This window comes from Pseudomonas sp. RIT-PI-q, from assembly GCF_001297125.1.
GTDB lineage: Bacteria > Pseudomonadota > Gammaproteobacteria > Pseudomonadales > Pseudomonadaceae > Aquipseudomonas.
On sequence record NZ_LHPC01000011.1, the window covers coordinates 23,275 to 29,346 of the forward strand.

At 59.6% G+C, this 6,072-nt stretch carries 5 protein-coding genes; 2 read left to right on the plus strand and 3 right to left on the minus strand.

All coding sequences use genetic code 11. From position 1 onward, the window contains the following. Positions 1 to 45 precede the first annotated feature (45 nt). Entirely contained in the window at positions 46 to 1,065 is a 1,020-nt protein-coding gene (locus AEQ67_RS02615; RefSeq protein ID WP_059402333.1) for a DUF4917 family protein, read from the minus strand. 158 nt (positions 1,066 to 1,223) lie between these two features. Here AEQ67_RS02615 and yiaY point away from each other — a divergent pair, with 158 nt between their 5' ends. Beyond that, complete coding sequence (gene yiaY, locus AEQ67_RS02620) at positions 1,224 to 2,372, plus strand: L-threonine dehydrogenase (RefSeq protein ID WP_059402334.1); 1,149 nt, start codon at positions 1,224 to 1,226, stop codon at positions 2,370 to 2,372. Here the strand turns inward: yiaY and AEQ67_RS02625 are convergent. Together AEQ67_RS02625 and AEQ67_RS02630 are read right to left on the minus strand one after the other, a co-directional pair. Continuing rightward, entirely contained in the window at positions 2,369 to 3,535 is a 1,167-nt protein-coding gene (locus tag AEQ67_RS02625; RefSeq protein WP_059402335.1) for an MFS transporter, read from the minus strand. The two genes, yiaY and AEQ67_RS02625, sit on opposite strands and share 4 nt — an antisense overlap. A 16-nt stretch (positions 3,536 to 3,551) precedes the next feature. Beyond that, entirely contained in the window at positions 3,552 to 4,787 is a 1,236-nt protein-coding gene (locus tag AEQ67_RS02630; RefSeq protein WP_059402336.1) for an aminotransferase class I/II-fold pyridoxal phosphate-dependent enzyme, read from the minus strand. Between the two features lie 226 nt (positions 4,788 to 5,013). Between AEQ67_RS02630 and AEQ67_RS02635 the strand changes: the two genes are divergently transcribed. Further along, positions 5,014 to 5,922, plus strand: coding sequence for a LysR family transcriptional regulator (locus AEQ67_RS02635; protein ID WP_059402337.1), 909 nt, complete (start codon positions 5,014 to 5,016; stop codon positions 5,920 to 5,922). The last annotated feature ends 150 nt before the right edge of the window (positions 5,923 to 6,072 follow it).

Sequence of the window (6,072 nt, forward strand, 5' to 3'; positions counted from 1 at the left end):
CTGTGGGAGCGGGCTTGCCCGCGATGGCGTGAGCCGCGTCGCCGCCTAAACCTCGACTGGAACTGTGAGCTTCGGGCTCCCCAGCGCATGCGTCTTCGAATCAAAAAACCGCAACTCAACACCCGTCCCCTCAAACACCTTCGCGTAATGCCGCTTCTGATGCTGGATGAACGCCTTGCTGCGCGGGTAAATCGACACCGCCACCACCTTCGGCTTCGCCTGGCGCAAGGCATGGATGATGTGGCTGTCCTGCTCGCCCAAGGCATGACCAAACAGGCACAACCCCTCGCCATGGCCCAGTAACTGGTCATAGCAGAACGACAGATAATCCGAACTGCGAATGGTCTTGAGCTTGTCCTGGGCCGGGCCTTCGTTGACGAACAGCGGCACGTCATCAAGCGTCTTGATCGTGTTGTTGATGGCGAAACTGCCGAGCAGCGTGCCCTCGGTCGACATCAATTTACGCGCCGTGCCGTCCTGATTGCGTACCAGATGCAGGCCGCCATGCAGGTACAACAAGCGGGTTTTATCAGTCGCCGTGGCACTCAAATCAAAACCCGGCTCGGCGCCCTGGAACAGATCGGTGACGACGTCAGGCGTGTGCTGAGTCGCCCAGTAGTTGAGCAAGTCGTAGTTGGTGGTGAACACCGTCCGATAGCGGCCCAGTTCCTGATTGATCGTCGCCAGGGTCGAAGGCACCACCAGCCGCCACGGGATGTGCACCGCGTGCACGGTGTTGATCAGCGCTTCCTTGATCGCGTAGTAGCGATTGCGCGGTGCAGCGGAGCTGACGGCCAGGGCTTTGTTGACGCGGCTGGTGGTTTTCAGTGCGCTGAGCACCTGCTCGAAGCTGCGCGTCTGCATGGCCTCGAATACGCTGAGCTCGGACTGGCTCAAAGGTTTTTCTTCGACGGTGCGTGCGTTCTCGAACAGCGAGTCGTAACCGAAGTCATCCCACACCGCGCGGCTGGCGCCGTTGCCCACCAGCAGGCCGCTGAACGAAGCGCTGGTGCGCAAGGCGTTCCAGTCTTCAAGTTGGGCATCGACATCCTGGAAATCGGTCATTGCGTTGGTCGTCTCAAAAAGCAAAAGGTCTGATGGGCGGCGACTTTATCACGACCGAGACTTGAGCCAGATCAAGTTGCTGCACAAGCGATAGGTCGATCCTGTGGGTATCCGCTGGATCGGCACCGCCGATTTGGCCCCAGCCAGGAGATTCGCTCATGAGCAGCACGTTTTTCATCCCCGCCGTGAACATCATGGGCAACGGTTGCCTCGACGAAGCCATGGACGCCATCCGCAAATACGGTTTTCGCAAGGCACTGATCGTCACCGACGCCGGGCTAGCCAAGGCGGGCGTAGCGAAAATGATTGCCGAGAAACTGGCGTTGCAGGACATCGATTCGGTGATTTTCGACGGCGCCAAGCCGAACCCGACCACCACTAACGTCGAGAACGGCCTGGGCCTGCTCAAGGAAACCCGCTGTGATTTCGTGGTGTCCCTGGGCGGCGGTTCGCCCCATGACCGCGCCAAAGGCATCGCTTTATGCGCGACCAACGGCGGGCAAACCCGCGACTACGAAGGCGTCGACCAATCGAGCAAACCGCAACTGCCGCTGATCGCTACCAACACCACCGCCGGCACGGCCAGCGAAATGACCCGCTTCTGCATCATCACCGACGAATCCCGTCACGTGAAAATGGCCATCGTCGACCGCAACGTCACGCCGCTGCTGTCGGTCAACGACCCGGCGCTGATGGTCGGCATGCCCAAAAGCCTGACTGCCGCCACCGGCATGGACGCGCTGACCCACGCCATCGAAGCCTACGTGTCCACCGCCGCGAACCCGATCACCGATGCCTGCGCACTGAAGGCCATCACCTTGATCAGCAATAACCTGCGCCTGGCCGTGCGCGACGGCAGCGATATGGCTGCACGGGAAAACATGGCGTACGCACAGTTTCTGGCAGGCATGGCGTTCAACAATGCATCCCTGGGTTACGTCCACGCCATGGCCCACCAATTGGGCGGTTTTTACGACCTGCCCCACGGTGTATGCAACGCTGTGCTGCTGCCCCACGTACAAAGCTTCAACGCGTTGGTCTGTGCCGAACGTCTCACTGATGTGGCACACGCGATGGGTGCCGACATCCGTGGTTTCGGCCCGGAAGAAGGCGCTCAGGCCGCCATCGCGGCGATCCGCAGCTTGTCCGCGGACGTGGAAATTCCCGCCGGTTTGCGCGCACTCGGCGCCAAGCTCAACGACATCCCGGTCCTTGCTGTCAACGCCTTGAAAGACGCTTGCGGCCTGACCAACCCGCGTGTGGCAGATCAGCGGCAGATCGAGGAGATTTTTCGCAGCGCGTTTTAATCGGTTTGACGGCTGGGCGCGAGCAACACGCAAAGCATCGCGCCCAAGGCCAGCAAGGTGCAAAACAGAGAAAGCGGCCATGCTTGCTGACTCGTGATCAGACTGGCGATCCCGCCGATGATGGCGGCCATCAGCTGATGAATGAAACCGCTCAACGCCATCGCATAAGCACCACCGACCGGCGAACCGTCGTTGGCCAGGGACAGGCTGATCGGGTAATTCAACGATTGGCCGAACACCGCAAAGCAATAGGGCAGCCAGAACAGCAGCGCCACTGAAGCGCCCGCAATACTCCCTAGCAACATGACCGCGCTGCCAGCCAGCACCAACCCCACACCGACCGCCATCAACCAACGTTGACCGGTACGAAGCACGAAGACATTGACCCCCAACGCCCCCAGAAAATACGCTGCGCTGATCGGCCAACCCAACAGTCCGTATTCCACCGCCGACCAGTTGAACAGGCCTTGCAGAATCAGCGGTGCCGCAGTGTTGAACGCGATGATCACCCCGTAACCGAGGCCGCCGGTGAGGGCCGGCAACAGGAAGGCCCGATGACGTAAAATGCGCCAGTAACTCGGCCACGTGGACAATTGAACATTGTCTTCGGCCAGCGCCGGGAACGTAATCCGCGCGACGACCATCGCCATCACCAGGCTCACGCCACCCAGCAGATAGAAAATCGCCGGCCAGCCCAGCGTCACCTGAATGATCGACCCCAGGTACTGGCCGATCCCCAGCGCCACCACAAACGAAATCGATATCCAGGACAGCGCCTTGGCCAGCAGGTCACCGCGGAAACTGTCGCGGATCAGTACCCGTGCCATGACCGAAATTCCGCTGGCGCCAATGCCTTGAGCCAGTCGTAAAAACAGGAACGATTCAAGCGTCTGACCCAAGGGCAGGGCAAGGTTACCCAGCCCGTATAGACCGAGAGCTGCGAGCAGCACCGGTTTTCGCCCAACCCGCTGACCCAGGCTGCCCCAGAACAACATCGGCAGCGCCATGCCGATCAGATACACCGCCAGCCCCCAGGAAACCTGCGAAGCGTCGGCGGACAAATCCCGGGCAATTTGCGGCAGTGCCGGCAGGTAAATGCTCATGCCTAATTGGGCTAGAAACACCGTGCTGCAGGTGACGAGGAGGGTGGTGCTGCTCTTCATTGAGTCTTCCCTGATTTCAGTTGCCGACAACCCCGGCATGAGTGCTTGATAGCTCGGTGACGAGTTCACAGAAGTGGCGGATCAGCGCCGGTTCCATGTCGGCCCGCAGGGTGATTCTGATGGCTGCCTTGCCTTGCGCGACCACCGGGAAAAAGACTGCCGAAGTGAAGAAACCGAGGCTGGCCAATTCGATGGCGATGCTGTTGGCCAACGCCGCTTCACCGCAGCGGATCAGTCGAATCGCCATGTTGCTGCCGTGTTGTGCGGTTCGTATGAGGCTGTCAAAGAGCTGAATATTAACCTGAAGTTTTTCCTGTAACGCGGCAAATTCCGCAGTGCGATGAAGCGCGATTGATGCTCTTCCCGCACCGATGGCTGCGCTGTTCAGGCTCTGCGACCAATTGCTGGGGCCACCGTAACGTGCAATCAGCTTCTTCTGTCGTTCACTGCCCAGCATCACCAGACCGCCACTGGCGCCAAACGACTTGGCCAGTGATGCAACGATCAGACAGTCATCATCCAGGACATGCAATCGGGGACGCACGAGACCGGCGCCGAAAGTTCCTACAGCGGAAAGCGCGTGGGAATCATCCAGATAGAGAAACAGCCCATAGCGGTCCTTGAGATACAAAAGACTCTCCATGTCCGTGACCCCGCCCATGCTGTAGGCCCCGTCGGCCACATAGGCGACTTTGGCGTGCTTCTTACACAGGTCTTCGAGATAGCCCATGTCGTTGTGCGGGCACGTGACTACTCGGGTTTCGTCCGCGCACGCGGCTTTCAGGTGGTTCATCGAGTAATGCGCCAATTGGTCGAAAGCCATGACTGGCGGGCGGTTTTGCGTGAACACGCCGCTGGCCAGCAACGGCAGAATCCCGGCACTCGCTGCGCTGCACGACAGGGTGCTCAGGCAACGGGCGCCGAACAGCGTGGACAACTCGGTTTCGTACTGGTCCAGGATTGCCAGTTTGCAACGATTCTTCGAGTTGGCGATGCGCAGCGTGCCGATTTCCCACAACGTGGTCATGGCACCGTCAAGAAGGGCGGGATGATGGTCCAGTCCCAAATAGGAGGTTGTACAAAAGTGATGAAACGCCCGTCCGTACTGGTCCACCATCCGGTTCGCGCTTTTGACCTCGACGTTGAGTCCCGCCACTTTTCCGCGTTCAGCGGTCTCCCAGTCATGATCGGCTAGCGAGATGATTTTGCGATAATTGGTGAAGGTGTTTGCGGCGTGCGTTGTCTGGTCCATGTGAGCGTGTCTTTCCTTGAGTGTTGTAGCCGTCCGTGTCGTATTTCCAGACTGTACAGAGTGCGGCAAGGGCATTAAATCGGCCGTTTCCGGTTCGGTTGAGTGTTGCAAGAGATTTATGTGTAGGGCGACGCCTTGCGATGTTGTGGGCCAATTGCTTTGCCGAGGTGCATAAAATTAGGGCTATCCTGCCGACACAGTCGAACCGAAGTCATCGAGCCCACCCATGCTGCAAAAAAGCCTGATCCGCCGCCTCGACCTGATCACTCTTCAGTTGTTTGTCGCCGTCCACGAAGAAGGCACGCTGACCCGTGCTGCTGCGCGTGAGGCCATCGCCGTGTCGGCGGCCAGCAAGCGCTTGATGGAGTTGGAGGAGGCGCTGGGCATCAGCCTGTTCGTCCGTCAGGCCAAGGGCATGACGCTGACGCCGGCCGGTGAAACCCTGTTGCACCATGCCCGGCAGATGCTCTTCAACGTCGAGAAAATGGGCCTGGAACTGGGCGAGCACAGCCACGGTATTCGCGGCTATGTGCGGATGCTCGCCAACCTGTCGGCGATCATTCAGTTTCTGCCCGAAGACCTGCGAGACTTTTCCGAGCGTCATCCCCAGGTCAAGACCGACCTCGAAGAACGCCCCAGTAGCGGGGTGATCCAGGGTGTACTCGATGGCGTGGCCGACCTCGGGATTTGCTCGAGTGACAGCGACGTCAAAGGTCTGCACAGCGTGCTGTACCGGCAGGACAAATTGGTGGTGCTGATGCTGCCGGATCATCCGTTGGCCAGTCGTTCCAGCCTGGCGTTTGCCGATACGCTGGACAGTGATTATGTCGGTTTGCATGCCGCCAGCTCGATCAACATGCGCACCCACGCGGCGGCGCGCAAGGCTGGCAAGGTACTGCGGTTGCGCATTCATGTGCCGGGGTTTGATGCGATGTGCCGGATGGTGCAGGCCAATATGGGCATCGGGATATTGCCGCAAAAGGCCTATGAACTGTTTGGTCGGGCGTTGGGGTTGCACGCGGTGCCGTTGACGGATGGCTGGTCGGATCGGGCGCTGGTTTTGGTGGTGCGGGATGAAGCGGCGTTGTCGCCGGTGAGCCGGATGTTGTTTGAGCAGTTGCGTGGCCAGGTCTGATTTTTCTCGAGTGGATGGACGGGCCTCATCGCGGGCAAGCCCGCTTGTATGGTAGGACTTGAAGGGAGGAGGAGGGACAAAGCCCGATTCTGACTGTTGACGCAGTACAGATCCGTGGGAGATTTCGCCTCTCCTCCTTTCACCCAAGCG

Bases quoted from the DNA above. Each gene is read 5' to 3' on its own strand.
- AEQ67_RS02615 (WP_059402333.1), bottom strand. From the start codon at position 1,065: ATGACCGATTTCCAGGATGTCGATGCCCAACTTGAAGACTGGAACGCC.
- AEQ67_RS02635 (WP_059402337.1), top strand. From the start codon at position 5,014: ATGCTGCAAAAAAGCCTGATCCGCCGCCTCGACCTGATCACTCTTCAG.
- AEQ67_RS02625 (WP_059402335.1), bottom strand. From the start codon at position 3,535: ATGAAGAGCAGCACCACCCTCCTCGTCACCTGCAGCACGGTGTTTCTA.
- AEQ67_RS02630 (WP_059402336.1), bottom strand. From the start codon at position 4,787: ATGGACCAGACAACGCACGCCGCAAACACCTTCACCAATTATCGCAAA.
- yiaY (WP_059402334.1), top strand. From the start codon at position 1,224: ATGAGCAGCACGTTTTTCATCCCCGCCGTGAACATCATGGGCAACGGT.